The following is a 24,910-nucleotide window of genomic DNA, read 5'->3' on the forward strand; positions in this document are numbered from 1 at the left end:
TGCATGCGCGAACGCGCATGCCCGGAAAACAAGGACGTCAGCGTGCTTCGGCCACGGGCGCTGCCGCGCCCCAGCGCTTGAGCAGCGCGGGCCCGTCGTCGGGCGACACGGCCGGCGGCACGACCGGCGCGGTGCGGCTGAAGCGCGGCGCGGGCGCGGGCTGCACCACGCCGCCCACGGTGGCGAAGGTGCCGCGCGCCACGTTGTGCGGGTGCTGCGGGGCCTCGTCCCAGTCGAGCACGGGCGCGAAGCAGGCGTCGCTGCCTTCGAGCAGCACGCACCACTCGTCGCGCGTGCGGGTGCGGAACACGTCGGCCAGGCGCAGCTTGAGCAGCGGCCAGCGGTCGGCGTCCATCTGGGCGTCGAAGGCGGGGTCATCGACCAGGCCGCAGCGCTCGCGCAGCAGCGCGTAGAACTGCGGCTCGATGGAGCCGATGGCCACGTACTTGCCGTCGGCGCAGGCGTAGGTGTCGTAGAAGTGGGCGCCGCCGTCGAGCAGGTTCTCGCCGCGCTGGTTGCTCCACTGGCCGGCCGACTTGAAGCCGTACATCATGGCCGACAGCAACGCAGCGCCGTCGGTCATGGCGGCGTCGACCACCTGGCCCTGGCCCGAGGCCTTGACCTCGTGCAGCGCGGCCAGCAGGCCGAAGGCCAGCAGCATGGCGCCGCCGCCGAAGTCGCCCACGTAGTTCAGCGGCGGCACGGGCGCCTCGCCCGAGCGGCCGATGGCGTGCAGCGCGCCGCTGATGGCGATGTAGTTGATGTCGTGGCCGGCCGCGTGCGCCAGCGGGCCGTGCTGGCCCCAGCCGGTCATGCGGCCGTAGATCAGGCGCGGGTTGCGCGCCAGGCATTCGGCCGGGCCCAGGCCCAGGCGTTCCATCACGCCGGGGCGGAAGCCCTCGATGAGGATGTCGGCGCGCGCGATGGCGTCGAGCACCGGCGCGGCGGCGTCGGGGGCGCGCAGGTCGACCTCCCAGGTGCTGCGCCCGCGCGCCAGGATGTCGTGGGAGTCGCGCCGCGTGCCGGGGCGCGTGATGCGCAGCACCTCCGCGCCCATGTCGGCGAACAGCATCGCGCAAAAGGGGCCGGGGCCGATGCCGGCCATCTCGACGACCCGAAGTCCTTTCAGGGGTCCTGCCATGTGTGTCTCCTCTGGCGCGCACCCGGCGGCCTGTTGTGTGAAGGCATCTTGGCGCGCGGGCGCCGGCGTCGCATCGTCGGAAGCGACGAAAGCGCGGAAAGACGTTTCAGCGTCCCGTGAAGACGGGCGCGCGCTTGGCCGCGAAGGCGGCGGCGGCCTCGCGGAAATCCTCGGTTTTCAGCGCCAGCACCTGGGCGCGGTTCTCCACCTCGAGCGCGGCATCGAGGCTCGGCGCCTCGAGGTTGGCCCACATGAGCTGCTTGGTGTGGCGCGTGGCGTAGGGGCTGTTGCGCAGCACGTCGGCGGCCAGGGCGAGCGCGCGCGGCAGCAGGGCCTCGTCGTCGACCAGCGCGGCGACGAGGCCGATGCGCTCGGCCTCGTCGGCCGGCACGGGGCGGCCCGTGAGCATGAGCTCGAAGGCGCGCGAGGCGCCCACCAGCCGCGGCAGGTGGTAGCTGATGCCGCACTCGCCGGCCGTGAGGCCGATGCGCACCGCGCCCACATGGAACGACGCCGAGCGCGCGGCCACGCGGATGTCGGCGCCCAGCGTGAGCGCAAAGCCCGCGCCCACGGCCACGCCGTTGACGGCGGCGATCACCACCTTGTCGAGCGCGCGCAGCCGCCGCACCATGCCGGCGAACAGCTCCTGCCCCGCCATCAGGTCGGCCACCGAGGGCTCGCCGTCGAGCGGCTGGTCGTCGCGGCGCGTGAGCGGCGTCGTGAGGTCCCAGCCGGCGCAGAAGCCGCGCCCGGCGCCGGTGAGCACCAGCACGCGCACGCCGTCGTCCTGCGCCAGTGCGTCGAGCGCGGCGCACAGGCGCCGCACGGTGGGCTGGCTCAGTGCGTTGAGGCGCGCCGGGCGGTTCAGCGTGAGCAGTGCGATGCCGGCGCGGCTGCGGTCGATGAGGATGTCGTCTGCTTCGCTGTCGGGCATGGCTGTCTCTTTCTTGTTCAGCGACCGGTCCAGCGCGGCGCGCGTTTTTCGATGAAGGCGCGCGGGCCTTCCTTGAAGTCTTCGCTCGCGGCCACGCGTTCGAAGGCATCGCGCGTGAGGGCGCGCAGCGCGGCCTCGTCGAGCCCGCTGTTCGCCTCGCGCGCCACGCGCAGGCTCTGGCGCACCGCCACCGGGCCGTTGCGTGCGATCTCGGCGGCCAGCGCCAGCGCGGCTTCGCGCAGCCCGTCGACGTCGGCCACGAGGCGGTTGACGAGGCCAAAGCCGTGCGCGCGCTCGGCATCGAGCTGCCCCGCCGTGAGGATGAGTTCGAGCGCGATGTTCGGTGGAATGGCGCGCGGCAGCCGGTACAGCCCGCCCGCCGCGGCGATCAGCCCGCGCAGCACCTCGGGCAGGCCGAACGCGGCCTGCCGCACGGCCACGACGAGGTCGCAGGCCAGCACGAGCTCGGTGCCGCCGGCCAGCGCCTTGCCGTTGACGGCGGCGATCCACGGCTTGCTGCGCTCGCGGTACACGAAGCCCGCGAAGCCGCCGCGCTCGGTGCGCAGCGCGCTGCCGCGGCCGGCCGACACTTCCTTCAGGTCGGCGCCCGCGCAGAAGGCCTCGCGGCCCGCGCCGGTGAGCACCACGGCGCGGATGTCGTCGTCGGCCTCGGTGGCATCGACGGCGGCTTCGAGCCCCGTGGCCACATCGCCGTTGACCGCGTTGCGCGCCTCGGGGCGGTCGATGGTGACGAGGGCGACGTGGCCCGGCAAACGTTCGACGGTGACTGCGCTCATGACACGCTCCAGTTCAAGAGATCGTCCGCACCGGCCGTCACCGTGCCGCTGCCACCGACGGGGCTGCGGTCCAGGTCGGTCAGCACCTTCAGCGAGGCCGTGTCCGTGGCCTCGACACGCGCCATGAGCCGTTCGCCGGCCGGCGTGCGCGCGATCACGATGCCCTGCGAAGGCTGGCCGTCGCGGCCGTAGACCACGGTGAAGGTCTCCAGCGTGGCGACGCCCGCGTACTGCAGCACCAGCGGCGGCACCGGGCCGCGCCGCGCATCGGCGGCGGCCTGCACGTCGTAGTCGGGCTTCGGAAGCCCTTGCGGCGGCGGGCTGGAGCCCAGCACCAGCGCATGGTGCTTGGTGACGTACTCGCCCTGCCCGTAGAGCAGTGCGGCCTTGCCCTTCGGCGCGGCGCGCAGCGCGCGCACCAGGCCGGCGGCGGCATGCGTCATGTAGTCGTTGAGCGGCGCGCCGAAGAAGCTCAGGCCGCCGGTGGAGGTCATGCGCGCCTCGGGTGCCAGGCCCAGCGTGCGGCGCGCCATCTTGGGCACGATGGGGAAGCAGCTGTACAGCTCCAGCATCTCGAAGGCCGAGGCGTCGCCGCCGACCTGCGCGAGCACGGTTTCCATCACCAGGTCCTGCGCGTGCGAGCGGTGGTACTGGTCGCGCTGCAGGTAGTCGCGCGGCTCGCGCGCGGCGGCGCCGTCCCACACGTAGACCCAGCGGTCTTCGGGAATGCCGAGTTCGCGCGCATGGCCCACGCTGGTGAGCAGCACGGCCGCGCCCATGTTGACCAGCGGATTGGCCACCATGTGCTTGGTGTACGGCCAGGCGATGAGGCGGTTGGCCGCGTCGACGCGCGCGATGTCTTCGGGCGTGAAGGGCTTGCGCAGCCAGGCATAGGGGTTGGCGGCGGCCACCTCGGAGTAGCGCGCCCACAGGCGCGACGACTCGTCCTGCGCCTGGCGCGGCGTCTGGCCCCAGTGGGCGAGCGCGGCGTTCTCGTAGAACGGGTAGATGGTGGTCGGCATGGCCGCGCCAAGCTGGATCGCCACGGGGTGGCAGATGTCGGTGCCGCGCACCAGCTTCACGCTGTCGTCGCGCGGGGTCCAGTCCAGCGGCGTGCCGAGCTTGGCGGCAGCGTCCACCGTGTAGCGCGCCTCGGCGCCGGTGATGGCCGCCACCTTGCTCTCGCCGCGCGCGATGCGCAGCGCGGCTTCGTGGATGTAGCGCACCGGCGCTTCGCCGCCGGTGACGCCGTAGACGCTGCGCGCCGGGTTGCAGCCCAGCCGTGCGTTGAGCAGCGCGGGCGCGTCGGTGTAGGGCCACGAGTACTCGCAGACGACGTCGAGCGAATCGAGGCCGGCCAGCAGCGCGGCGGCGCCGCTGTCCTGTGCGGCGGCGCGCATGGCGCGCGCCATCAGCTCGATGGGTTCGAGGCCTTCGGCGGGCTCCTTGGTACGGTGCGTGATCTCGCCGACGCCGACGATGACCGGCGTGCGGTCGTCCAGTGCTGTCATGGGGTTAGTGCTGTGAGAGGGGTTGTTGTTGCTGCAGCTGCGCCACGCGGCGCAGATGCCACGCGGACGGGCCGAACTGGCCTTCGATGAGGGTGGCGCGGCGCACGTAGTGGCCCACGGCAAGCTCTTCGGTCATGCCCATGCCGCCGTGCAGCTGCACCGCGCCCTGCCCCACGGCGCGGCAGGCCTTGGCGACCGCGACCTTGGCGGACGACACGGCACGTGCGCGCGACGCCGCGTCGGGGCCCGCAGCCAATGCCTCGCCCACGCTGGCGGTGAGCGCGTCGGCCTGCTCGAGCGCCATGTGCATGTCGGCGAGCCGGTGCTGCAGCACCTGGAAGCTGGAGATCGGCACGCCGAACTGCTTGCGCTGGCGCACGTAGTCGAGCGTGTCGCGCATCAGCCGGCGCAGGATGCCGATGGACTCGGCGCAGACCGCGAGCGTGGCTTCGTCGAGCGCCTGCTCGATCTGCGGCAACGCTGCGCCTTCCTCGCCGAGCAAGGCATCGGCGTTCAGGCGCACCGCGTCGAAGGCGATGTCGGCGGCGCGGCCGCCGTCGCGCGTCCGGTAGGCGCGCAGCTGCACGCCGGGTGCGTCCTTGGGCACGACGAGCAACGACAGGCCCTTGTCGCTGCGTGCCGTGACGATGACATGGCTGGCCCACGGCGCGACCTGCACCACGGCCTTGCGGCCGTCGAGCCGCAGCCGGCCGTCGGCCTCGCGCACGAGCGTCGTGCGCACGTCGTCGCGCGCGTGGCGGCTGTGCGGCTCGTCGTGTGCGAAGGCCAGCACGGCCTGCCCGGCGACGACGCGTGCGAGCAGCGCATCGGCCTGCGCGCCCGGGTGGCGCTGCAGCAGGCCGGCGCCGATCACCAGCGTGGACAAGTAGGGCTCAGCCGCGAGCGCGCCGCCCAGCGTGGGCAGCAGCGCGAGGTGCGCGGCCAGGCCGAGGCCCAGCCCGCCCTGCGCTTCGGGCAAGGCCGCGCCCAGCAAGCCGAGGTCACTTGCCAGGCCTTGCCAGAACGGCGGCGGTGCATCGTCGGCAGCGGCCAACGCATGCAGGCGCTGCTCGAAGCCGTGCTGGTCGTCGAGGTAGCGCGCGAGGCTGTCGCGCAGCATCGCGAGGGTGTCGTCTTGGTCGGTGAGGGTGGTCATGGCAAACGGGCCTCAGCGTGATTGCAGCAACTGCGCCGCGATGATGTTGCGCTGCACTTCGTTGGAGCCGGCGTAGATCGACGCAGCGCGGTCGTTGAGGTAGGCCGACATCGAGAACACCGCCTCCTCGGGCACGGCCAGCGCGCCCTGCAGGCTGTCGTCCAGCGGCAAATCGGCCGCCGCGTAGTGCGCGGCAATCTCCACGCCGAGTTCGGTCAGGCGCTGGCGCAGCTCGGAGCCCATCACCTTGCCCATCGAGGGCCGGATGCCGTGCGGCTCGCCGCGGGCCTGGGCGCGCAGCGACTGCAGCTCGGTGGCCTCGACCGCATCGATGGCGCAACCCATCTCGGCCAGGCGCAGCGCCATTTCGCGCGCCTCGTCGGCGGCGGTGTCGCCCGCGGCGGCGAAGGCACTGTCTGCGGCGGCGCGCAGCCGGCGCAGGCGCGCGCGCAGCATCGGCGCCCAGGCCCCGCCGCGCTCGTGCTGCAGCAGGTACTTGGCCACCGTCCAGCCCTGGTTCTCCTCGCCGATGAGGCCACTGGCGGGCACGCGCACGTCGTCGAAGAACACCTGGTTGAGCTCGTGGTCGCCCGAGATGCTGATGATCGGTCGGATCGTCAGGCCGGCCTGGGGAATGTCGAAGCACAGGAAGCTGATGCCCTGCTGCGCCTTGCCGCCCGAGGCGGTGCGCACGAGGCAGAACATGCGGTTGGCGTACTGCGCGTGGGTGGTCCAGATCTTGGTGCCGTTGATGACGTAGTCGTCGCCGTCACGCACCGCCTTGCACTGCAGCGACGCCAGGTCGGAGCCCGACTGTGGCTCGGAGTAGCCCTGGCACCAATAATCTTCGCCCGAACGGATGCCCGGCAGCCAGGCCTGCTTCTGCGCCTCGGTGCCGAAGGCGATGATCACCGGCGCGACCATGCCGGGGCCCATGGGCGCGCGCGGCGGCGCGTCGGCCGCGGCCAGCTCGCTGGCGAAGAGGTAGTGCTGCATCGGCGTCCAGCCGGTGCCGCCGTGTTCCACCGGCCAGTGCGGCACGCTCCAGCCGCGTTGGGCCAGCACGCGGTGCCAGCGGTTGCCGTCGGCGTAGTCGGTGAAGATGCCGGAGCAGCGACGCCCTGCGGCGCGCAGCTCAGGCGTCAGCTCGCGCGCGAGAAAGTCGCGAACCTCGTCGCGAAACGCGGTCTCCGCCGCGCTGAGGGTCCAGGCCATGGTGTTGTCTCACAGGGTTCACACCCGGCAAGTGTGCGGCGCGCGGGCCGGCGCGGCATCGTCGGATCGGACGAACGTGGGCGCCCCACCGCGGCGGTGAGCGCTTTTTTCTTCAGTTGAGGCCCATGCCGGGCCGAACGTTCAGGCCGCGACCGCTTCGCGCGCCGGCACCGCTTGCGTCCCGACGGGCATGTGCTGCGCCCAGTCGATGATCTCGAGCGTGCCGTCGGCATGCTCGGCCAGCGCGGTGAGGCTTTCCACCCAGTCGCCGTCGTTGCAGTACAGGATGCCGTCGATGTCGCGCATCTCGGCGTGGTGGATGTGGCCGCACACCACGCCCTGCGCGCCGCGGTTGCGGGCCTCGCGGGCCACGGCGTTCTCGAAGTCGCCCACGTAGCTCACGGCGCGCTTGACCTTGCCCTTGAGGTACTTCGAGAGCGACCAGTACGGCAGCCCCATGCGCGCGCGCAGCGAGTTGAGGTGGCGATTCAGCTTGAGCGTGAACTCGTAGAGCGAGTCGCCCACGTAGGCCAGCCACTTGGCGCACTGGATCACGCCATCGAACAGGTCGCCGTGGATGATCCACAGCTTGCGGCCGTCGGCGGTCTCGTGAATCCACTCGTCGGCCACGTCGATGCCGCCGAAGTTGTGGTTGAGGTACTTGCGGGCGAACTCGTCGTGGTTGCCCGGGATGAAGATCACGCGCGTGCCCTTGCGCGCCTTGCGCAGCAGCTTCTGGATCACGTCGTTGTGCGCCTGCGGCCAGTACCAGTGGCGCTTGAGCTGCCAGCCGTCGATGATGTCGCCGACCAGGAACAGCGTCTCGCACTCGGTGTGCTTGAGAAAGTCGAGCAGCGCCCGGGCCTGGCAGCCGGGCGTGCCCAGGTGCAGGTCGGAGATCCAGAGGGTGCGATAGCGCAGCGCCGGACGCGCCGCATCGTCGTCCTCCGGCTCGGGAGGCTGGATCGCGGTGTCGCGCCAGGCGCGAAGGAAAGCGTCGTCGCGTTGCATGGTCCGGCAGGTTCGCAGCCGCGCGTGACCGCGCGATGGCGACTCCGTGACATCCCGGTGACGCGTGGCACCGGGGCAACGCCACAATCGGACGATGCGCTCTGGCCAGATCATCATTCTCGTGTCCCCCGTGTTCTTTTTGCTGATCGCGATCGAGTTCGCGGTCGGCCGCGCGCGCGCCCGGCGCGGCACCGGGCAGGACACCTACCGCCTGGCCGACGCCGTGAACAGCATCGGGCTGGGCATGCTGAGCCAGATCAGCGCGGTGCTCACGGGGCTCTTGCGCATCGGCATCTACACCGCCGTGTATTCGGCGGTGGCGCTCTTTCCGCAAGAGGCGGCGCGCGAGTTCTGGACCACCTGGTACGGCTGGCTGCTGGCGCTGGTGTTCTACGACTTCTGCTACTACTGGCTGCACCGCATGGGCCACGAGTCGGCCGTGCTGTGGGCCGCGCACGTGGTGCACCACCAGAGCCAGCACTACAACCTGTCGACCGCGCTGCGCCAGACCTCGAGCGGCGCGCTGCTGGGCTGGCTCTTCTACCTGCCGATGGCCGTGGCCGGCGTGCCGCCGCTGGTGTTCGTCGTGGTGGCGCTCATCGACCTGCTCTACCAGTTCTGGGTCCACACCGAACAGGTCGGCAAGCTCGGCTGGTTCGACCGCTGGTTCTGCTCGCCCTCGAACCACCGCGTGCACCACGCGGTGAACGACACGTATCTGGACCGCAACTACGGCGGCGTGCTGATCGTGTGGGACCGCCTCTTCGGTACCTTCCGCGAGGAGGACGAGCGCTGCGTGTACGGCACGCGCGGCGAGCTGAAAAGCTGGGACCCGCTGTGGGCCAACGCCGAGGTCTACTGGGCACTCGCCAGGGATTCATGGCATGCGCGCCGCTGGTCCGACAAGCTGCGCGTGTGGTTCAAGCCGCCCGGCTGGCGCCCGGCCGACGTGGCGGCGCGCTACCCGAAGCCGGCCTTCGACATCGCGAAGGTGACGCGCTACGAGCCCGTGGTGAGCCGCGGCGTGCAATGGTTCGCGGGCCTGCAGTTCCTCGCGCTGCTGGCCGGCGTGACGGTGTTCCTCTGGTACTCCGACGCCGTGCCGCTGCCGCAGGCCGCCGTCTGGCTGGCCGCGCTGACGGCCGGGCTGTGGGCCGTCGGTGCGGTGCTGCAGGGCCGGCTCTCGGTCACCGAGGTGCTGCTGGTCGAGGCCGCCGCGCTGGCCACGGCGAGCGCGGCCTTGGGCATCGGCTGGCTGCACCTCCTCTTCAAGCCATTGGCCCTGACCATCGCCATTGCCTTCGCAGCCCGCCGCGCGCAACGCCAGCCCGACGGCCTCACGCGCTTCGATGCACTGCTGCTGACCGGCCTGGCCTTCTCGCTCGCGGGCGACGTGCTGCTGATGGGGCCGGCGAACCTCTTCGTGCCTGGGCTCGTGTGCTTCCTGCTCGCGCACCTGGCGTACATCGCGCTGTTCCGCATCGGCGTCGGGCTGTTTCCGCGCCCCCGCGCGCTGGCGGCCACGCTGCTGATCGGCGCAGGCATGTACGCCTTCTTGTGGCAGGGCGGCCTGCCGGTGGCGCTGCGCATCCCGGTCGGGTTCTACGTGGTGGTGATCGCCTGCATGGCGGCGCAGGCCATCGGGCGGGCGGCAGTGCTGCGTTCCAGCGACCCGCCCGCGCTGTGGGTGGCGGTGGGCGCCTGCTTCTTCATGCTGAGCGATGCGCTGCTGGCGATCAACCGCTTCGTGTCGCCGCTGCCGCTGGCGTCGCTGTGGGTGCTGGCGACGTACTACACGGCGCAAATGCTGATCGTGCGGCACGTCCGGCGGCCGACGGCCTGACTTTCTCCCTCCCACAGAGGGGAAGGAGCAGGCCCTCGACCTAGTCAGCGCAGCGCTGAATCTCCACCGTCGAGTGCCGGATCTCCTCGTGCATCGAGAAGCACGCCCGCACCTGGTCGGCCGTGAGCGTGGCCGAATGCGTCACCACCGTGAGTGCGCAGGCGTACGCATCGCGGCCGACGCGCCAGACGTGCAGGTCGGCCACGCGGGTTTCGGAATCGGCCAGCATCGTCTCGACGCCTTCGCGGATTTCGGCGGTGACGGGGTGGTCCATCTCGCGGTCGAGCAGGACCTTGCCGGTTTCCTTCAGCAGGCCCTTGGCCCAGATGGCGACGAGCACGGCGCCGACGATGCCCATGGCCGGGTCGAGCCAGGACCAGCCGTAGAACCAGCCGCCCAGCAACGCCGCGATGGCGAGCACCGAGGTGGCGGCGTCGGCCACCACGTGCAGGTAGGCGGAGCGCAGGTTGAGGTCGTGGCCGTGTGCGTGGTCGTGGCCGTGGTGGTGGTCATGCGCGTGCCCGTGGTCATGGCCGTGATGGTCGTGCGAATGCCCCAGCAGCCGCGCGCAGACCAGGTTCACCGCCAGCCCCAGCACCGCGATCGAGATGGCCTCGGGGTAGTGGATGGCCACGGGCGACCACAGCCGCTCCAGCGAGCCGACCACCATGAGCGCGGCGACGCCGAGCAGCAGCAGCGCGCTCGCGAAGCCGCCGAGCACCTCGATCTTCCAGGTGCCGAAGGCAAAGCGCGGGTCGCGGGCGTAGCGCCGCGCGGCGGCGTAGGCAAAGGCGCTCAGGCCGATGGCCAGCGCGTGCGAGCTCATGTGCCAGCCGTCGGCCAAAAGCGCCATGGAGTTGAACCACCAGCCGGCGCCGATCTCGACCACCATCATCGCGGCGGTGATCCACATCACGAGGCGGGTGCTGCGTTCGGCGGCGGCATTGCCGGCGCCGAAATGGTGGTCGTGCTGCCAGGCGCTCAGGTCGTGGGTGTGCATGGTTTTCTCTTCAGGCGCCGAACAGGTCCGGGCCGTCGGCGCGGCCCGAGGGCGGCACCACGCCCAGGTGGCGGTAGGCCGCGAGCGTGGCGATGCGCCCGCGCGGCGTGCGTTGCAGGTAGCCCTGCTGGATGAGGTAGGGCTCGATCACGTCCTCGATGGTGTCGCGCTCCTCGCCGATGCTGGCGGCCACGTTGTCCAGGCCGACCGGGCCGCCGTCGAAGCGGTGGATGACGGCCTCGAGCAGCTTGCGGTCCATGAGGTCGAAGCCCTGCGGGTCGACGTCGAGCATGGCCAGCGCCTTGTGCGCGATGTCTTCGGTGATGCGGCCGTTGCCCTTGACCTCGGCGTAGTCGCGCACGCGGCGCAGCAGGCGGTTGGCGATGCGGGGCGTGCCGCGCGAGCGGCGCGCGATCTCGAAGCCGCCGGCGGCGTCGGTCTCGACCTTGAGCAGGCCCGCGCTGCGGCGCACGATGAGCGCCAGCTCTTCGGGCGTGTAGAACTCCAGCCGCGCGACGATGCCGAAGCGGTCGCGCAGCGGGTTGGTCAGCATGCCGGCGCGGGTGGTGGCGCCCACCAGCGTGAAGGGCTGCAGGTCGAGCTTGATGCTGCGCGCCGCGGGGCCCTCGCCGATCATGATGTCGATCTGGTAGTCCTCCAGCGCGGGGTACAAAATTTCCTCGACGACCGGGCTCAGGCGGTGGATCTCGTCGATGAAGAGCACGTCGTTGGGCTCGAGGTTGGTCAGCAGCGCCGCCAGGTCCTTGGGCTTTTCGAGCACGGGGCCCGAGGTCTGGCGCAGGTTGACGCCCAGTTCGGCCGCGATGATGTGCGACAGCGTGGTCTTGCCCAGGCCCGGCGGGCCGAACAGCAGCACGTGGTCGAGCGCCTCTTTGCGCTTGCGCGCCGCGCCGATGAAGATCTCGAGCTGCTCGCGCACCTTGGCCTGGCCGACGTACTCGTCGAGCAGCTTGGGCCGCAGCGCCCGCTCGATCGCCTCCTCGTTGGGCGAGGCGGGGGCGGCGGACACCACGCGTTGCGGGGCGGGGGCGAAATCGTCGGTCTGGATGGTCATTGGGGGTGGGTCTTCGGGGGCAAGTTTAGTCCCGGCGCTGCGCCGGGCCGCCCCCAGCGAGCGAGCGCCCCCTCGGGGGGCCGCGAGAGCGCGAAGTGCCGAGCGTGGGGGCCATGTTTCACACTGGCAGAATGCCTGCAGAACATAACAAGAGAGGGAAGTCAGAACGTGTCCATCTACGAACTGAAACCGCGTTTCCAGGCCTTGCTGCGACCGCTCGTGGTCCGGCTGCATGCGATGGGCGTGACGGCCAACCAGGTGACGCTGGCGGCCTGCGTGGTGTCGGTCGGGCTCGGGCTCTGGCTGTTCTTCGCCGCGCCCTCGCTGGCGGCCTTCGGCCTGATCCCCGCCTGGATGTTCCTGCGCATGGCCTTCAACGCCATCGACGGCATGCTGGCACGCGAGCACCACCAGCAAAGCCGGCTGGGCGCCTTCCTCAACGAACTCACCGACGTGGTCTCCGACGCCGCGCTCTACCTGCCTTTCGCGCTGGTGGCGCCGTTCGCGCCGTTCTGGGTCGGCACGGTCATCGTGCTGGCCGGGCTGAGCGAATTCGCCGGCGCGCTGGGCCCGACGGTGGGCGCCTCGCGCCGCTACGACGGGCCGATGGGCAAGAGCGACCGGGCCTTCGTGTTCGGCGCGCTCGGGTTGTATGTCGCCCTCGGCGGGCCGCTGCCGGGCTGGACCGCCCTGCTGATGCCGCTCGTGGCCGCGCTGGTGGCCTGGACGGTCGTCAACCGCATCCGCCGCGCCTTGGCCGAGGCTGAAGCGCCGGCCGTCTGAAACACCCCCATACAAATAAATAAAGAAGAACCTTCTTCATGACCCTTTCCACACCCCGCGTCGCCGCCGAACATCACTTCCGCACGCACGACGGCGAATCGCTGTTCTACCGCCACTGGCCGGCCACGGGCGCCGCGCGGCGCGGCGCCGTGCTGCTGTTCCACCGCGGCCACGAGCACGGCGCGCGCATGGCGCACCTGGTGGACGAGCTGAACCTGCCCGACTTCGACTTCTTCGCCTGGGACGCGCGCGGCCACGGCCTGTCGCCGGGCCAGCGCGGCTACAGCCCCAGCTTCGGCACCTCGGTGCGCGACGTGCAGACCTTCGTGCAGCACATCGCCGCCGCCCACGGCGTGCCCGAGCACGACATCCACGTGGTGGCGCAGAGCGTGGGCGCGGTGCTGATCGCCACCTGGGCGCACGACTACGCACCCAAGGTGCGCGGCCTCACGCTGGCCTCGCCGGCCTTCAAGGTCAAGCTCTACGTGCCGTTCGCGCGGCCAGGGCTGGCGCTCATGCACAAGCTGCGCGGGCTGTTCTTCGTGAACAGCTACGTGAAGCCGAAGTTCCTCACGCACGACCCCGCGCGCATCGAGAGCTACAAGAACGACCCGCTGATCTCGCGCCCGATCGCCGTCAACATCCTGCTGGGCCTGTACGAGGCGGCCGACCGCGTGGTGGCCGACGCCAACGCGATCACGCTGCCGGTGCAGCTGCTCATCTCGGGCGCCGACTGGGTGGTGCACCACAAGCCGCAGCACCAGTTCTTCGATCGGCTGGGCAGCGCCGTGAAGACGAAGACGGTGCTGCCGGGCTTCTTCCACGACACGCTGGGCGAGAAGGACCGGGCGCCCGCGGTGGCGTCGATCCGTGAATTCATCCTGCAACGCTTCGACGAACCGGCCGTGCCGGTCGACCTGCGCGAGGCGCACCTGCGCGGCAACACGGCCGACGAATCGCGCGCGCTGGCCGAACCGCTCTCGCCCCTGTCGCCGCGCGGCGCCTACTGGGCGATCACGCGCGGCGGGCTGCGCGTGGGCGGCGCGCTGTCCAGCGGCATCGCGCTGGGCCACGCCACGGGCTTCGACTCGGGCAGCACGCTCGACTACGTCTACCGCAACCAGCCGCAGGGCAAGGGCGCGCTGGGCCGCTCGGTCGACCGCACCTACCTCGACTCCATCGGCTGGCGCGGCATCCGCCAGCGCAAGATCCACGTCGAGGAGCTGCTGCGCATCGCGATGGAGCGGCTGGTCGAGATGCACCGCGAAGTGCGGCTCATGGACATCGCGGCCGGCCACGGCCGCTACGTGCTCGACGCGGTGCTGGCCAGCCCGGTGAAGGCCAGCTCGATCCTGCTGCGCGACTACAGCGACATCAACGTGCGCGACGGCACGGCCCTCATCGCCGAAAAGGGCCTGGAAGACGTCGCCCAGTTCGTGCAGGCCGACGCCTTCGACCGCATCAGCCTGGCGAGCGTGACGCCGCGGCCCACGCTGGCCGTGGTGTCGGGCCTGTACGAGCTGTTCCCCGACAACGAGATGGTGCGCCGCTCGCTCGCGGGCGTGGGCGACGCGGTGGAAGACCGGGGCTACCTGGTCTACACCGGCCAGCCCTGGCACCCGCAGCTCGAAATGATCGCCCGCGCGCTCACCAGCCACCGCCAGGGCGAAGCCTGGGTGATGCGCCGGCGCACGCAGGCCGAGATGGACCAGCTGGTCGAGGAGGCGGGCTTCCGCAAGATCGACCAGCGGGTGGACGAGTGGGGCATCTTCACGGTGTCGCTGGCGGTGCGCGTCGCGCAATGACCGCCCGGCGCGCGCCCCGGCCGTGGAAACGCGCCGCCGCGTGGCTGGTGTTTCTGGGGCCGCTGTTCTACGCGACCTACGGCTTCGCCAACTGGTGGGCCACCACGCGCGCCAGCGTGCCCTCGATGGCCTTCGACTGGGAGCGGCAGGTGCCCTTCTGGGCCTGGACGATCTTTCCGTACTGGACCATCAACGTCTTCTACGCGCTGTCGCTGTTCCTGGCGCGCGACCGCCACACGCTCGACCGGCATGCGCTGCGGCTGGTGAGCGCCACGCTCATCGCCTGCACCTGCTTCATCCTCTGGCCGCTGCACTTCAGCTTCGGCCAGCCGCCGGTGGAGGGCGCGCCGGCCTTCCTGTTCAACGCGCTGCGCGGCTTCGACCAGCCCTACAACCAGGCGCCCTCGCTGCACATCGCGCTGGCCGTGATCCTGTGGGACTGGTACCGGCGCTTCATCCGGCCGCTGTGGGCGCGGCTCGTGCTGCATGTGTGGGCCTTCGCGATCTGCGCCTCGGTGCTCACGACCTGGCAGCACCACTTCATCGACATCCCGACCGGCGCGCTGCTGGGCATCTTCTGCGTCTGGCTGTGGCCGATGGCACGCCAGGTGTCGATGCTGCGCGCATGGCGCCTGGCGCGCGATCCGCAGCGGCTGAAGCTCGCGGGCTTCTATGCCGTGGGCGCGGCGCTGTGCCTGGGCGCAGCACTGGCGACCGGCGGCGTGGCGCTGTGGCTGGCGTGGCTGGCGGCGGCGCTCGCGCTGGTGGCGCTCAACTACCTCGGCTTCGGCGCGCGCGGCTTCCAGATGGACGGCCACGGCCGCATGGGCTGGGCGGCGCGCTGGCTGTTCGCGCCCTACCGCCTGGCCGCGGCCTTCAATGTGTGGCTCTGGACGCGCAAGCTGCCGGCCTCGGTCGAGGTGGTGCCCGGCCTGCGCCTGGGCCGTCGCCCCACGCAGGCCGAATGGCTCGCCGCCGGCCAGCCCCGGCTCGTGAGCCTGTGCGCCGAGCTGCAACTGCCGGCCGGCGTGCCGCCCGCCCGTGCGCGCTGCGTGCCGCTGCTCGACCTCGTGGTGCCGCCGCCCGTGCGCCTGCGCCGCGCCGCGGCCGTCATCGAAGGCCAGCGCCGCGCGGCGGCGGCCGACGGTTCGGCCGTGTGGGTCTGCTGCGCGCTGGGCTTCTCGCGCAGCGCCGCCGCCGTGATCGCCTGGCTGGGCCGCGACCACGGCCTGGCGCAGGCCGAAGACGCCGTGCGCCGCGCCCGCCCGCAGATCGTGCTGCACGCCGCCTGGCGTGCAGCGCTCGCCCCCATCCCTGACTCAGCCCCTTCGCGCCATGACTGACAACGAACGCGCCACCTGCACCACCCTGGCCGGCCTGCTGCGCGCGGCGGCCGTGCTCGCCTTCCTGGGCCTCGCGCTCACCTGCATCTCTGCGCTGGTGCTGGCGCTCACGCTCCGTGGGCTCTCCAACACCGCCATCCTGGCCTTTGCCGCGGTGATGGTGCTGGGCGTGCTCGAACGCTACTTCGCCTTCCGGCTGCGGCTGGACCAGGCGCTGTTCGAAGGCCTGGCCAACGGCCAGATCGCTTCGCTGGGCGCGATGGACAACGCCCTGTCGGTGCTCGGGCTGCGCGACCCGCCGCCGCAGCCCAACGCCCGCGCGCTCGCCGACCGCGTGCAGGGAACCCGCCAACTGATGCAGCGCCACGCCATCGTGATCGCCTGCCAGAACGCGCTCTTCCTGCTCGCCCTCATGACACAGGAACTCGCTTGAACAACGACAACGGCAACAACAAGAACGACAGCAGCAACAGCGACGGCAACGACAGCGCCCGTCCCGGCGCCATCGTGCGCCGCGGGCTCGCGGTGGTGGCGGGCCAGCTCATCATCGGCGCGGCCGGCCTCCTGACCGGCGTGCGCGCCATCTGGTCGGGCACCACGCCCAAGGCCGAGCAGACGCTGTACTTCGCCAACCACACCAGCCACGGCGACTTCGTGCTGCTGTGGGCCACGCTGCCCTCCGACCTGCGCGCGCTCACGCGGCCCGTGGCCGGCCAGGACTACTGGGAGGCCTCGAAGCTGCGCAACTTCATCGGCAAGGACGTGTTCAACGCGCTCATGATCCGCCGCGACGGCTCGGGCCAGGGCGGCAACCCGGTCGACCAGATGAAGGAGGCGCTGGAAGGCGGCGACTCGCTCATCATGTTCCCCGAGGGCACGCGCAACACGGGAGACGACATCCTGCTGCCGCTGAAAAGCGGCCTCTTCCACCTGGCGCGCGCCTGCCCCACCGTGCGGCTGGTGCCGGTGTGGATCGAGAACCTCAAGCGCGTGCTGCCCAAGGGCACGCTGGTGCCGATCCCGCTGGCCTGCACGGTGCGCTTCGGCGCGCCGATCCAGCTCGAGGAAGGCGAAGACAAGGTGGCCTTCCTTGCCCGCGCACGCACGGCCATGCTCGACCTGCGCCCGGAGTACGACCGCATCGAACAAAACGGAGGGACCGCCTCGTGATCGAAATGTCCCCCTTCGCCTGGACCACCTTCAAGCTCTTCGGCGGCGTCTTCGGCGTGCTCGTGCTGGCCTCGGCCATCGGCGCGCTGCTCAAGTGGCGCGTGGCGCACGGCCAGCCGCACTCGGTGATCGACAACCTCAACTCGCGCGTCAACGCGTGGTGGGTGATGGTGGCGGTGATCGGCCTGGCCTTCGCCTTCGGCAAGGGCGGCGTGATCGTGCTGTTCTACCTGATCTCGTTCTATGCGCTGCGCGAGTTCATCAGCCTGGCCTACACGCGGCGCGGCGACCACGGCGCGATCGCGCTGGCTTTTTTCGTGGCGCTGCCGGGCCAGTACTTTCTGATCTGGATCGACTGGTACGGGCTGTATTCGATCTACATCCCGGTCTACGCCTTCCTGCTGCTGCCCATCCTGGCGGCCGTGGGCGGCGACACGCAGCGCTTCCTGGAGCGCACCTCGAAGATCCAGTGGGGCCTGATGGTGTGCGTGTTCTGCATCAGCCACGTGCCGGCGCTGCTCACGCTGCAGATCCCGGGCTTCGAGGGCCGCAACCTGCTGCTGATCGCCTTCCTGGTCATCGTGGTACAGGGCAGCGACGTGCTGCAGTATGTGTGGGGCAAGCTCTTCGGCAAGCGCAAAGTGGCGCCCGAGCTGTCGCCCTCCAAGACCTGGGAAGGCCTGATCGGCGGTGTGGCCAGCGCCACCGCCATGGGCGCGGCGCTGTATTGGGCCACGCCCTTCAACCCGTGGCAGGCGGCGCTCATGGCCTTCATGATCTGCCTCTTGGGCTTCTTCGGCGGGCTGGTGATGTCGGCCATCAAGCGCGACCGCGGCGTGAAGGACTGGGGCTCCATGATCGAAGGCCACGGCGGCATGCTCGACCGGCTCGACTCGGTGATCTTCGCGGCGCCGATCTACTTCCACGCACTGCGCTACTGGTGGGTGCCGTGAGCCCGGCGGCGAAGAAGACAGCGGCCAAAGTGGACCGCATCGTCGACGACACGCCGCTGGAATGCGCCGACGCCGCCGCGCTGCTGCGTTGGTACAAGAAACACCATGCGAGCCACGCCGGCGTCTGGCTGCGCATTGCGAAAAAAGCCAGCGGCATCGCCTCCGTCGACCACCCCGAGGCGCTGGAGATCGCGCTGTGCTTCGGCTGGATCGACGGCCAGCGCAAGAGCCAGGACGCGCAGTTCTTCCTGCAGCGCTTCACGCCGCGCACCGCGCGCAGCATCTGGTCGAAGATCAACCGCGACAAGGCGCTGAAGCTCATCGACGACGGCCGCATGCAGCCCGGCGGCCTGGCCGAGGTGGAGCGCGCCCGCGCCGACGGCCGCTGGGAGGCGGCCTACGACGCCCCGAGCGTGGCCACCGTGCCGCCCGACCTGCAGGCCGCGCTCGACGCCAACCGCAAGGCCAAGGCCTTCTTCGCCACGCTCGATGCGCGCAACCGCTTCGCCGTGCTGTTCCGCACCCAGGGCGCGAAGAAGCCCGAGACGCGCGCCCGGCGCATCGCGCAGTTCGTCGAGATGCTCGCCAAGGGCGAGAAGATCCATCCCTGAGCCCGCGCGCCGCTCACTGCGGCCCGGTGCCCGTCGCGATGACCGCGAGCTGGTCGGGGTCCACGATGCGGATGCGCTTGTAGCTCATGTCGATCACGCCTTCCGCGACCAGCCGCCCCAGCTCCTTGTTGATGGTCTGGCGCGACAGCCCGAGCATCGCCGCGAGGTCGTTCTGCGACAGCCGCACCGGCAGGCTCGCCGCCGCCTCCACCTGCATGCCGTAGAAATGGATCACGCTCATCAGCGTGGCGGCCACGCGCCCGCGCACCGAGTTCAGCATCTGGTTCTGCAGCAGCACCACGCTCAGCCGCTGGCGCTTCAGGCCCAGCCGGGCCACGCCGCGCCACAGCGCGGGCTCGGCGTCGAGCACCGCGATCACGGCGTCGCTGGGCAGGTGGACGATCACCGAGTCTTCGTGCGCGTGGTAGTCGTAGGGCAGCGGCACGTCCTCGAGCAGGCGCACCAGCGGCGCCACCTGGCCGGGCCCGAGCAGCGCGTTGACGTACTTGCGCCCCTGCGGGCTCATGCTGCTGATTTCCAGGCAACCTGACACCACCGCCAGCAGCTCGCGCTTGTGGCGGTCGCGCGCCAGCACCTGCGTGCGGCGGCGGTAGCGCACCAGCCGCGCCGACTTCATGAGCTCGGCGCGGCGCGCGTCGGGCCATTGGGAAAACAGCTCGTTCCAGCGCAGCGCGCGGTCGAGCAGCTCGGCGCTGTCTTCGGCGTCGGGAGGGGTGGTTGCAGGTGGTCGGGTCAGCGGGTTCTCCCTGCCCTGGTGTTCACGAATCTGTCAAAGCGTTGACAGATTCGGGGGCCCTTCATTTCTATCGTAAGCCCCGGACATCGACAAGCACACAGGCGGCACCGCCCTGCACCCGCAGGCGACCGGCCACACCGGAGACAACCCAAATGAAGAAGACAGCCACCGCGGCCCTCGCGCTCGCGGCCTGCGCCCTTGCGTCCGCGCAAAGCACCGTGAGCGTCTACGGCACGCTCGACCTGTACGTGGCGCACGCCAGGTCGGGCCCCGCCTCCTCCACGCGGCTGGAGGACGGCGGCCAGACCGCCTCGCGCATCGGCTTTCGCGGCACCGAGGACCTGGGCGGCGGCCTGGGCGCGCACTTCACGCTGGAGAGCGGCTTTGCGCCCGACACCGGCAACGGCACGCTGCCCGGCCCCGCGATGTCGTTCAGCCGGCAGTCCTTCGTCGGCTTCTCGGCGCCGTGGGGGCAGATCGACGCGGGCCGCATGTACACGCCGATGTTCTATGCGCTGTTCAAGGCCGACCCCTACGGCCTGAACTCGGTGTTCTCGCCTATCAACCTGGTGGCGGCCACCGACGCGCAACCGGGCCTCACGCCCTTCGCGGCCCGCGCCAGCAACATGGTGCGCTACCGCACGCCGGCCAGCATGGAGTTCTTCGCCGACCTGGCCTACGCGCCCGGCGAATCGAGCGCGCCGAGCCACCAGAGCGGCAACGTCTACGGCGGCAACATCGGCTGGGCGCGCAAGCCCTACTACATCGCCTACGCCTTCCAGCGCGCGCGCTCGGGCTCGGCGGCGGCGCCCGTGGCCTCGCCCGCCACCACGACCTACCAGGCGCTGACCGGCTCCTACGAGCTGCCCTCCATCGGCCTGCAGCTGTACGCCAGCTACGTGCGCAACGCCTCGAGCCTGCCCCACGTGCCAACCGCGAAGCTCGTGAACCTGGGCGCCACCTACAACGTGACGCCGGCCTCGAACCTGATCTTCGGCGCCACGCAGCGCAAGGTGGCCGAGAGCGAACGCTCGCAGCTGGCCTGGACGCTGGGCTACGACTACTACCTGAGCAAACGCACCGTGGTCTATGCGCGCTGGCTGCGCCTGCTGAACCGGCACGGCGCCTCGGCCTCGCTCGCGACCATCGCCGTCACGCCGAACAGCGGCAACGACGTGCGCGTGCTGGCCACCGGCATCCGCCACAACTTCTGACTTCCGAACCCTCCGCCATGCCCATGGACCTCTTTTCTTCGCAAGCCGAATCCCTCTCGGCGCTGTTCGCGCCGCGTGCCATCGCGGTGGTCGGCGCCTCGTCCAACGCGCAGAAGATCGGCGGCATTCCCGTCGACTACCAGCGCCGCTTCGGCTTCGAGGGCGCGCTGTACCCGGTCAACCCGAACGCCGACCGCATCCAGGACCTGCCGGCCTACCCCAGCCTGCGCGCCATCGGCCAGCCGGTGGACCTGGCCATCCTCGCGGTGCCGTCGGCGCTGGTCGACGGTGCGCTCGACGACGCCATCGCGGCGGGCGTGAAGGGCGTGGTGCTGTTCTCCTCGGGCTTTGCCGAAGTGGGCGCCGAGGGCGCCGCGGCGCAGGCGCGGCTGGGCGACAAGGCGCGTGCCGCCGGCGTGCGGCTGGTCGGCCCCAACTGCCTGGGCTTCATGAACATCGCGCGCCACGTGTACGCCACCTTCTCGCCGGCGCCCGGCGTGGGCCGCGTGATGCCGGGGCGCATCGGGCTGGTGAGCCAGTCGGGCGCGTTCGGCGCCTATGCCTACGCGATGGCGCGGGCGCGCGGCGTCGGCCTGTCGCTGTGGGCCACCACCGGCAACGAGGCCGACGTGCAGGTCGCCGACTGCCTGGCCTGGCTCGCGCAGGACCCCGACACCGACGTGATCATGGCCTACATGGAAGGCTGCCGCGACGGCCCCCGCCTGCGCGCCGCGCTGGCCCTGGCGCAGGCCAACGGCAAGCCGGTGGTGATGGTCAAGGTCGGGCGCACCGCGCTGGGCGCCGAGGCCGCGGCCTCGCACACCGCAGCGCTGGCGGGCGACGACGCGGTGTACGACGCCGTGTTCCGCCAGTACGGCGTGCTGCGCGCGCGCAACCTCACGGAGTTCTTCGACCTGGCCCACAGCGCGGCCGTGGCGGGCCGCCCGCGCGACCGCTCGATCGGCCTGTTCACGCTCTCGGGCGGCGTCGGCGCGCTGATGGCCGACGAGGCCTCGGCCCAGGGCCTGGATGCCCGGCCGCTGAGCGAGGCCGCGCAGGACACGCTGCGCCGCTGGGTGCCCTTCGCGGCGCCGCGCAACCCGGTCGACATCACGGGGCAGGTCACCAACGACATGACGCTGATCGATCGCACGGCGCGCGTGATGCTGGACGACCAGGGCTTCGCCTCGTGGATGGGCTTCCTGGCCGCCGCGGGCGCATCGGACGCGTTCTGGCCCGTGCTGCGCTCGTTGGTGAGCTCGCTGCGCGAGGCCTATCCCGACACGCTGCTGGCGGTGAGCACGCTGCTGACGCCGCAGCGCCGCGCCGAACTCGAGGCCATGCGCTGCCTGGTGTTCGCCGACCCGTCGGATGGCATCCGCACGATCGCCGCGCTGGCGGGGCTGAAGCCTGCGGCGGCGGCGGCTGCGGCACCCGCGTCGATCCAGGCGCCGTTGACGCTCGCGCCCGGCACCCTGTCCGAGCCCGATGCGCTCGCGCTGCTGGCCGACGCCGGCGTGCCCGTGGTCGCGCACCGCGTGGTGCGCAGCGCCGACGAAGCCGCGGCCGCCGCCGAGGCGCTCGGCGAGGCGGTGGTGGTGAAGATCGTCAGCGCCGACATCCCGCACAAGTCGGACGTCGGCGGCGTGGCGCTCGGGCTGCGCGGCGCGGCGCAGGCGCGCGCGGCCTTCGAGCGCACGCGCGACCTCGCGCGCACCGCGCGGCCCGAGGCGCGACTCGACGGCGCGCTGGTGGCGCGCATGCTGACCGGCGGCGTCGAATGCATCGCGGGCGTGCACCGCGACCCGGTGTTCGGGCCGGTGCTGATGTTCGGCCTGGGCGGCATCCACGTCGAGACGCTGCGCGACGTGTCGCTGCGCGCGCTGCCGATCACGCGCGACGACGCGCTGGCCATGGTGCGCGAACTGCGCGCCTTCGCGATCCTGAACGGCGCGCGCGGCCGGCCGCCGGTCGACCTCGATTCGATCGCCGACGCGCTGTGCGCGCTGGCCGACTTCGCGCAGCGCGCAGGCGACTCGCTCGACAGCGCCGAGATCAACCCGCTGATCGCGCGCCCGCAGGCCGAAGGCGGCTGCGTGGCGGTCGACGCGCTGGTCGTCGGCCGCGCGCCCTGAAGCACAACAACCACCGGAGACATCGCATGACGACGACATCGAAGAACGGACTCGGGCACGCACTCGGCGCGGGCGCGGCACTGGTGCTCGCGGCAGGCGCGGCGGCTACGGAAGCGCCCTTCCCTTCCAAGCCCGTGCGCATCATCGTGCAGTACCAGGCGGGCGGCTCGACCGACATCCTCGCGCGGCTCGTGGCCGAGGGGCTGTCCAAGCGGCTGGGCCAGCCGGTGGTGGTCGAGAACCGCAGCGGCGCGGGCGGCATCATCGGCACCGACTACGTGGCCAAGAGCCCGCCCGACGGCCACACGCTGCTGCTCACGGTGCCGGGCCCCGTCACGGCGAACCTGGTGCTCTACAGCAAGCTGCCCTACGACCCGCGCACCGACCTGCGCATGGTGTCGGACATCGCCACCACGCGCACCGTGCTGGCGGTGCACCCTTCGGTGCCGGCGACCGACTTCAAGAGCCTGATCGCCACCGTGAAGGCCGCGCCCGGCAAGTACTCGATGGGCTCGTGGGGCCCGGGCACGCAGCCGCACCAGGTGCAGGTCTACATGGACAAGGCCTACGGCCTGCAGACGATGCACGTGCCCTACAAGGGCGAGAGCCCGATGGCGATCGACCTGATCGGCGGCGTGATCCAGATGACCGTGGGCTCGGTTACCACGCTGCAGCCGTACATCAAGGCCGGCAAGCTGCGCCCGCTGGCCGTGGCCGGCCCCCGGCGCGCCCGCGCGCTGCCCGACGTGCCCACCTTCGCCGAGCAGGGCTACGCCGACGAGGTCTACGCCATGACCGGCCCGACCTCGCTGATGGCGCCGGCCAGGACGCCCGACGCCATCGTCGAGCGCCTGGGCCGCGAGGTCAGCGCGGTGGTGCGCCAGCCCGAGGTGAGCCGGCGCATCGAGGAGCTCGGCGCCGAGCCCGTGGGCAACCTGCCGCCCGAGGCCGCCGCGGCCTACAAGGCCTTCCTGCCCGTGACGCTGAAGCTCACGCAGGCCACGGGCGTGAAGCTCGACTGAACCGCCTTCCCTTCTCCTTTTTTCGAACCCCGAGGTCTTTCCCATGAACGCTCCCGCTCCCGTGCCCGACATCGCCGCCGCCCGCAAGGCGCTCGCCCGTTCCATCGGCCTGGCCGCCTTCGTCTACGGCTACCCGCTCACCGAGACCTACCGCACCTGCGCCCTGCAGACCGCGCCGCGCGCCGAACGCCGCAGCGGCGCCTCGGCCGGCTCCGACGTGCGCGCGCCGCTGAACACGCTGCACCACGCGCCGCGCCCGTCCACCCACGAAGACCGCGACGTGGTCACGCCCGCCAACGACCTGCTCTACACCATGGCCTGGCTGCACCTGGCGCACGGGCCGATGCTGCTCACCGTGCCCGCGTCGGCGCGGCATCCGGGGCGCTACTTCGTGCTGCCGCTGTACGACGCCTACACCGAGAACTTCGAGAACCTGGGCCCGCGCAACTGCAACCCCGAGGGCGAGACGGTCGTGCTCGTGGGCCCCGGCGGCACCGTGCCGGAATCGCTCGCCGGCCACCGCGTGGTGCGCTGCCCGACCGACCTGGTCTGGCTCATCGGCCGCATCCTGGTGGGTGATGAAAGCGACTGGCCGGCCGCGCGCGCGCTGCAGTCGGAGATCCAGCTCCAACCCGCACCCGGCACCGTGCTGCAGGGCCGCCCGGCCGCCATCGAACAGTGGGCTGGCCCGCACGAAGACGCCATGGCCGCCGCCTTCGAGCACGGCGAACCGGCCGCAGACGTGGCGCCGCGCTTCTTCACCAACGTGTGCCACGCGCTGGCCGAGGCGCCGGGCCGCGTGGAAGACCGCGCGCTCGTGGCGTGGTTCGGCCAGGGCGGGCTGCTGGCGAATGCCGCGTTCTCGTGGGACGCGCTCGAAGCACCGCTGCGCGAAGGCCTCATCGAAGGCTTCGCCGAGGGCGTGCAGCTGGTCGGCGCCGTGGGCCGCAACCGCCGGCCCAAGCCCTGGTCGATGACGCCGGCCACCGGCCGCTACGGCAACGAATTCCTCGGCCGCGCGCGCACCGCCTACCTGGGCCTGGGCGCGCTGGCCACCAGCGAGGCGGTGTACGCCGCCGCACACCACGATGCCACGCAGGAGCCGCTGGACGGCCAGCGCCGCTACACGATGCGCTTCGAGGCCGGCGACCTGCCGCCCGCGGACGCCTTCTGGTCGGTCACGCTGTACGACACCGACCGCTTCCTCTACCCCAACGACATCCGCCGCCACGCCATCGGCGACCGCACGCCCGGGCTGAAGCGCAACGCCGACGGCAGCCTCGAACTGGTGGTGAGCCACGCGCGCCCCGCCGATGCCGCCAACTGGCTGCCCGCGCCGGCCGGGCGCTTCTACCTGATCCTGCGCATGTACTACCCGCGCGAAGGCGTGCAGAGCTGGCGCATCCCGGCGCTGCAGGCACAACAGGGCTGAGC

At 71.4% G+C, this 24,910-nt stretch carries 22 protein-coding genes; 12 read left to right on the forward strand and 10 right to left on the reverse strand.

Annotated features, from left to right (window positions below):
* Window positions 1-37: 37 nt before the first annotated feature.
* The 7 genes from ACAM42_RS28865 to ACAM42_RS28895 form a co-directional block, all read right to left on the reverse strand.
* On the reverse strand, window positions 38-1,141 hold the full coding sequence (locus ACAM42_RS28865; protein WP_369630207.1) for a CaiB/BaiF CoA transferase family protein: 1,104 nt from the start codon (window positions 1,139-1,141) through the stop codon (window positions 38-40).
* Window positions 1,142-1,247: 106 nt separating this feature from the next.
* Window positions 1,248-2,075, reverse strand: a complete 828-nt coding sequence (locus tag ACAM42_RS28870) for an enoyl-CoA hydratase/isomerase family protein (RefSeq protein WP_369630208.1) — start codon at window positions 2,073-2,075, stop codon at window positions 1,248-1,250.
* A 17-nt stretch (window positions 2,076-2,092) separates the two neighbouring features.
* The gene (locus ACAM42_RS28875) at window positions 2,093-2,872 is read right to left on the reverse strand and encodes an enoyl-CoA hydratase-related protein (protein ID WP_369630209.1); all 780 of its coding nucleotides are present in this window, start codon (window positions 2,870-2,872) and stop codon (window positions 2,093-2,095) included.
* Window positions 2,869-4,383, reverse strand: coding sequence for an acetyl-CoA acetyltransferase (locus tag ACAM42_RS28880; protein WP_369630210.1), 1,515 nt, complete (start codon window positions 4,381-4,383; stop codon window positions 2,869-2,871). Before ACAM42_RS28880 ends, ACAM42_RS28875 begins: the two co-directional genes overlap by 4 nt.
* A 4-nt stretch (window positions 4,384-4,387) precedes the next feature.
* Window positions 4,388-5,539, reverse strand: a complete 1,152-nt coding sequence (locus ACAM42_RS28885; RefSeq protein ID WP_369630211.1) for an acyl-CoA dehydrogenase family protein — start codon at window positions 5,537-5,539, stop codon at window positions 4,388-4,390.
* Window positions 5,540-5,551: 12 nt separating this feature from the next.
* Window positions 5,552-6,754 (reverse strand): acyl-CoA dehydrogenase family protein, encoded by a 1,203-nt coding sequence (locus tag ACAM42_RS28890; RefSeq protein WP_369630212.1) that lies wholly within the window; start codon window positions 6,752-6,754, stop codon window positions 5,552-5,554.
* A gap of 141 nt (window positions 6,755-6,895) precedes the next feature.
* Window positions 6,896-7,765, reverse strand: coding sequence for a UDP-2,3-diacylglucosamine diphosphatase (locus ACAM42_RS28895; RefSeq protein ID WP_062482079.1), 870 nt, complete (start codon window positions 7,763-7,765; stop codon window positions 6,896-6,898).
* Window positions 7,766-7,859: 94 nt separating this feature from the next.
* Between ACAM42_RS28895 and ACAM42_RS28900 the strand changes: the two genes are divergently transcribed.
* Complete coding sequence (locus ACAM42_RS28900; RefSeq protein ID WP_369630213.1) at window positions 7,860-9,608, forward strand: lysoplasmalogenase family protein; 1,749 nt, start codon at window positions 7,860-7,862, stop codon at window positions 9,606-9,608.
* Between the two features lie 40 nt (window positions 9,609-9,648).
* Here the strand turns inward: ACAM42_RS28900 and dmeF are convergent, their stop codons facing one another.
* Together dmeF and ruvB are read right to left on the reverse strand one after the other, a co-directional pair.
* Window positions 9,649-10,608 (reverse strand): CDF family Co(II)/Ni(II) efflux transporter DmeF, encoded by a 960-nt coding sequence (gene dmeF, locus ACAM42_RS28905; protein ID WP_369630214.1) that lies wholly within the window; start codon window positions 10,606-10,608, stop codon window positions 9,649-9,651.
* A 10-nt stretch (window positions 10,609-10,618) separates the two neighbouring features.
* Window positions 10,619-11,683 (reverse strand): Holliday junction branch migration DNA helicase RuvB, encoded by a 1,065-nt coding sequence (gene ruvB, locus ACAM42_RS28910; RefSeq protein WP_062482092.1) that lies wholly within the window; start codon window positions 11,681-11,683, stop codon window positions 10,619-10,621.
* Between the two features lie 168 nt (window positions 11,684-11,851).
* On the opposite strand from ruvB, the gene ACAM42_RS28915 reads away from it, so the two are divergent.
* From ACAM42_RS28915 to ACAM42_RS28945, 7 genes are all read left to right on the forward strand, one after another.
* The gene (locus ACAM42_RS28915) at window positions 11,852-12,466 is read left to right on the forward strand and encodes a CDP-alcohol phosphatidyltransferase family protein (protein WP_062482095.1); all 615 of its coding nucleotides are present in this window, start codon (window positions 11,852-11,854) and stop codon (window positions 12,464-12,466) included.
* A 38-nt stretch (window positions 12,467-12,504) separates the two neighbouring features.
* Complete coding sequence (locus tag ACAM42_RS28920) at window positions 12,505-14,271, forward strand: bifunctional alpha/beta hydrolase/class I SAM-dependent methyltransferase (protein ID WP_062482098.1); 1,767 nt, start codon at window positions 12,505-12,507, stop codon at window positions 14,269-14,271.
* The gene (locus ACAM42_RS28925; RefSeq protein WP_369630215.1) at window positions 14,268-15,614 is read left to right on the forward strand and encodes a phosphatase PAP2/dual specificity phosphatase family protein; all 1,347 of its coding nucleotides are present in this window, start codon (window positions 14,268-14,270) and stop codon (window positions 15,612-15,614) included. The genes ACAM42_RS28920 and ACAM42_RS28925 overlap by 4 nt, the downstream gene beginning before the upstream one ends.
* Window positions 15,607-16,047 (forward strand): hypothetical protein, encoded by a 441-nt coding sequence (locus ACAM42_RS28930; protein WP_070062860.1) that lies wholly within the window; start codon window positions 15,607-15,609, stop codon window positions 16,045-16,047. The genes ACAM42_RS28925 and ACAM42_RS28930 overlap by 8 nt, the downstream gene beginning before the upstream one ends.
* Window positions 16,048-16,118: 71 nt before the next feature.
* Entirely contained in the window at window positions 16,119-16,784 is a 666-nt protein-coding gene (locus tag ACAM42_RS28935) for a 1-acyl-sn-glycerol-3-phosphate acyltransferase (RefSeq protein ID WP_095747742.1), read from the forward strand.
* Window positions 16,785-16,789: 5 nt separating this feature from the next.
* Window positions 16,790-17,737: a phosphatidate cytidylyltransferase gene (locus ACAM42_RS28940; RefSeq protein WP_172438312.1), complete on the forward strand. Its 948-nt coding sequence runs from the start codon at window positions 16,790-16,792 to the stop codon at window positions 17,735-17,737.
* Window positions 17,738-17,775: 38 nt separating this feature from the next.
* Window positions 17,776-18,348 carry a YdeI family protein gene (locus ACAM42_RS28945; protein WP_369632813.1) on the forward strand — a complete coding sequence of 191 codons (573 nt, stop codon included), beginning with the start codon at window positions 17,776-17,778 and terminating at the stop codon, window positions 18,346-18,348.
* A 13-nt stretch (window positions 18,349-18,361) separates the two neighbouring features.
* Here ACAM42_RS28945 and ACAM42_RS28950 read toward each other — a convergent pair whose 3' ends face one another.
* Complete coding sequence (locus ACAM42_RS28950; protein WP_223301435.1) at window positions 18,362-18,985, reverse strand: Crp/Fnr family transcriptional regulator; 624 nt, start codon at window positions 18,983-18,985, stop codon at window positions 18,362-18,364.
* A 272-nt stretch (window positions 18,986-19,257) separates the two neighbouring features.
* Here ACAM42_RS28950 and ACAM42_RS28955 point away from each other — a divergent pair, with 272 nt between their 5' ends.
* The 4 genes from ACAM42_RS28955 to ACAM42_RS28970 are packed head-to-tail and all read left to right on the forward strand — an operon-like array spanning window position 19,258 to window position 24,908.
* The gene (locus ACAM42_RS28955; RefSeq protein ID WP_095947960.1) at window positions 19,258-20,319 is read left to right on the forward strand and encodes a porin; all 1,062 of its coding nucleotides are present in this window, start codon (window positions 19,258-19,260) and stop codon (window positions 20,317-20,319) included.
* A gap of 23 nt (window positions 20,320-20,342) precedes the next feature.
* Window positions 20,343-22,454, forward strand: a complete 2,112-nt coding sequence (locus tag ACAM42_RS28960) for an acetate--CoA ligase family protein (RefSeq protein WP_369632814.1) — start codon at window positions 20,343-20,345, stop codon at window positions 22,452-22,454.
* A gap of 26 nt (window positions 22,455-22,480) precedes the next feature.
* Entirely contained in the window at window positions 22,481-23,476 is a 996-nt protein-coding gene (locus ACAM42_RS28965; protein ID WP_369630216.1) for a Bug family tripartite tricarboxylate transporter substrate binding protein, read from the forward strand.
* A gap of 43 nt (window positions 23,477-23,519) precedes the next feature.
* Window positions 23,520-24,908: a DUF1254 domain-containing protein gene (locus ACAM42_RS28970; RefSeq protein ID WP_369630217.1), complete on the forward strand. Its 1,389-nt coding sequence runs from the start codon at window positions 23,520-23,522 to the stop codon at window positions 24,906-24,908.
* Window positions 24,909-24,910: the final 2 nt, after the last annotated feature.

Origin of the sequence: Variovorax sp. V35, from assembly GCF_041154465.1 — a bacterium.
Lineage (GTDB): Bacteria > Pseudomonadota > Gammaproteobacteria > Burkholderiales > Burkholderiaceae_C > Variovorax > Variovorax boronicumulans.